Source organism: Colwellia sp. (assembly GCF_013215345.1).
In the GTDB taxonomy this organism is placed as follows: domain Bacteria; phylum Pseudomonadota; class Gammaproteobacteria; order Enterobacterales; family Alteromonadaceae; genus Colwellia.
This window is the reverse complement of record NZ_JABSOV010000218.1, coordinates 1-3,450: the sequence shown is the minus strand read 5'-3', so window position 1 is coordinate 3,450 and position 3,450 is coordinate 1. Positions and strand designations below refer to the sequence as shown.

Sequence of the window (3,450 nt, the reverse complement as noted above, 5' to 3'; positions counted from 1 at the left end):
GAGTGGCCAAAGGGATCAGACTGTAAATCTGACGGCTCAGCCTTCGGTGGTTCGAATCCACCTCCCTCCACCATATTCCGTTAGGAAGACTAAATACCAGCAACTAGCTGGTATTTTTTTTGCATTTTTTTCAGCCTTTCAGATTCTTCCGTAGTCAGTTTCAAACCGCCTACAGCAACTAATAACTTCTTGGCACTATCCAAATTTTTATTACCCCTGTCGTTCTCTTCGAGAGATACAAGCAGTACCTGTAAAAGGTTTAATTTAATACCAATATGCTTCGGAAACATTATTTCAGCCTCTCTCAACTTAACAATAGCCTGTGGGTAATGTTTGTTTGCATATAATGATAACCCAATCTCAATATTAGCTTGTGCTTGCTCTTTTAAGCTAACAACAGTTCCATCTTTAGCATTAACTATTCCATCAGTCAGTAATATCTGTGTTGCAAGGTTATCTTTTTTAAGCTTTTTTAATGTAAGTGATATAGCTATTAATTTTTCGTGGGGGATATTCTGTTGTTCCTTTGTCAGTAGTAGCTGTCCAAGTTGCATTTCAGTGTTTGCTAATTTTTTTTCTTTGGTAATTTCAAATAAGCATGCGCCAAGGAGATGGGATTGGATTCTGATATCTACATCTTTAAAGTCACGTGTCATTTGTTTCATAAAGATTAAAGCTTTGCTATTCATTTTCTTAGCATCGGCAAGGGGAAGTGATGGGGCATGTTCGATTAGAGCCTGTACATATTTAATAGTATTGTCGGCACAATGGTGGATAGAATTATGAGCAAGCTTATGGTTATTTTCATATGCGACCGTTGCTTTATAAAAATGTTCATTGTGAACACATAGCTGTGCATACTTCTTTAATCTACTTAAAGATCGAGGTGACAACTTTAACGCTTTTTCTAAAATATCTTCGGCAAAAACATAATGGAACTGCTCTTCATAAGTAGCAGCAAGCCAGTCATAACTTGACAAATATAAAGGATAATCCTGTATTAGTAATTTAAATAATTCTTCTGCATGTTTTAGTTTATTTTCGTGAAGAGCTAATTTTCCAAGGCCTATTGTAGCCCATTGACAATTTGAGGCGTTTTGGTAGGTCATATAGATAGACTTTGCTTCATCGTAACGCTGCAACTCAAAGTATTGTCTTGAAATTATTCCTAAGCATTCAGTTTTGTAAGTCGTTTTATTTGCTAGTGCACTTTCACATCGTTCTATGACCAGGAGAGGATTTCTTTGATCGAGGGCCTGATATATATGTGCCATAGCCTTTTTTTTATGAAGACAATGATTTAAGCGTTTATCTAGATCATACAGAGAGTAGGGTTTGCATAAATAGTGATCAGGTTTATGCTCTAGTGCTGCAAGTACCATAGATTGTGATACTTCGGCGGTAATTAGAATTACAATACAATGTCTGTTTATATAACCATTTACTCTCAATTCCTCTAAGATTTGTTGACCATTCTTTTGATTATCCCCGAGATCATAACCCAATAAAATTACATCGTAAGATTTTTGTTGGCAAATTGACGCAACGTCTTGTGCATAGTGGGTACTATCCACTTGCTTATTGGTCAGCCCCATAACAAATTGCTTAAGAATATCCTGTGAAGGCTTGATGTTATCTACAATCAAGTACCGCATATTCTTAGAGTTGGATTTATCCATAATGTCCTTAATATCAAATACCCTAATTACCGGGATAGTGATAGATGTCTTCTGGTACAATTAGCACATTATATACTGACTGGCTAAACGCATGACTTTTTCTTCTTTTTCCTTAGACACCACATTGCTTAAAGCAATAGCTGAATCTGCTTATGATGAACCAACAGAAATTCAAAAGCAAAGTATCCCTTTAATTCTAGCTAAACATGATGTGATGGCAAGAGCGCAAACAGGCACTGGCAAAACGGCTGCTTTTGCACTACCAATCCTACAAAAGTTAATTGTAAAGCAATCAGGTAAACAAGAACTAAGTGCCTTGGTATTAACGCCGACTAGAGAGTTGGCCCAACAAGTGTACAAAAGCTTCTGCGATTATGGACAGTTCACCAATCTAAATATTGGCATTGCCTATGGCGGCGTAAGTACTAAAAAACAAATTAGCGAATTAAAAGCGGGGGTTGATGTTTTAATCGCGACTCCTGGTCGATTATTGGATCTTATTAGAAGTGGGCACCTTTCTTTAGAACAGATAAACACTGTCGTATTTGATGAAGCAGATCGAATGTTGGATATGGGCTTTAAAGAGGAAATCGATCAAATTCGTAAATACCTTCCAATTGATAAACAAACTCTACTTTTCTCTGCAACTTTTGCTGATGAAATATATAACATGAGTAAAAGTATTTTAGTTAATCCCAAAATTGTCGAAATTGATGAGAAAAACAAAGCTGCGGATGATGTAGAGCAAATTGTTTATGCCGTAGATGCTGATCGTAAAAGAGAGTTAACTTCTTATTTAATAGGTTCAAAGAACTGGCAGCAAGTTTTGGTTTTTACCCGCACAAAGCAATGTGCAGATCATTTAGCAAAAGAAATGACGAAAGATGGCGTTAAATCGCTAGCTATACATGGCGACAAATCTCAAGGTGCTCGTGAAAAAGCATTGCATGAATTTAAAGAAGGTAAAATAAGGGCTTTAATCGCGACCGATGTAGCAGCGCGAGGTATCGATATAAAAGGCCTTAACCATGTTATAAATTATGAACTTCCATACAACGCCGAAGACTATGTTCATCGTATAGGGCGTACGGCAAGAGCAGGGAATTCTGGCTTGGCTGTGTCGTTAGTGAGTGCAGGAGAAGAATGGTTACTAACAGCTATAGAGGAGTTACTTGAGATAAGTCTATTGCAACAGTGGTTACCTGGCTATGAACCGGACTTAACAAAAACTTCTCAAGCAGACAAAAAGCCCATTAATAAGAAAAATGCACGAAAAAAGGCATTCTCATCGGGAGATAAGTCGAATCAAAGAAGACCAAGATCAAAAAGTAGCAGAAGGTAATTATTAAGGCTTATGTGCTTTTGCGCTATTTACGAGCTATATTGATTCAGCTTGTAGGTGAATAGCGGTATTTATAATCGAACAAACAAGAAAGTGAAATTAACCCTTGTACTAAAGCTAAAACTCACTACAATGCGCTCCAGTTCCAAGGGGTTCAGGCAAAAACCTTTACCAACTGGACGTTTTGATAAGTTATCTACTCACTTTTAGAGTGAATAAGCTAACTTAACGTCTCGTTTTAAAGTGTTTTAAAATACTTTACTTTTAATTAAGAAAAACGTTGACTTCAAAACTCGGAAGCGTATTATACGCATCCTGCTTCGGGCAAACGGCAACGTTAGCAAGGAGTAACAGGTACTTAACGAATGCGATTAAGACCTCAATTCTTTAACAATTAGTTATCATGCAATTTGTGTGAGCACTCACATT

General features: G+C 37.0%; 2 protein-coding genes. One reads left to right on the top strand and one right to left on the bottom strand.

What is annotated here, in order from left to right; all coding sequences use genetic code 11:
* Positions 1–89: 89 nt before the first annotated feature.
* The gene (locus HRT50_RS18315; RefSeq protein ID WP_291617184.1) at positions 90–1,679 is read right to left on the bottom strand and encodes a response regulator; all 1,590 of its coding nucleotides are present in this window, start codon (positions 1,677–1,679) and stop codon (positions 90–92) included.
* Positions 1,680–1,770: 91 nt separating this feature from the next.
* Here HRT50_RS18315 and HRT50_RS18310 point away from each other — a divergent pair, with 91 nt between their 5' ends.
* The gene (locus tag HRT50_RS18310; protein ID WP_291617182.1) at positions 1,771–3,021 is read left to right on the top strand and encodes a DEAD/DEAH box helicase; all 1,251 of its coding nucleotides are present in this window, start codon (positions 1,771–1,773) and stop codon (positions 3,019–3,021) included.
* Positions 3,022–3,450 lie beyond the last annotated feature (429 nt).

Bases quoted from the DNA above. Each gene is read 5' to 3' on its own strand.
- HRT50_RS18315 (WP_291617184.1), bottom strand. From the start codon at position 1,679: ATGGATAAATCCAACTCTAAGAATATGCGGTACTTGATTGTAGATAAC.
- HRT50_RS18310 (WP_291617182.1), top strand. From the start codon at position 1,771: ATGACTTTTTCTTCTTTTTCCTTAGACACCACATTGCTTAAAGCAATA.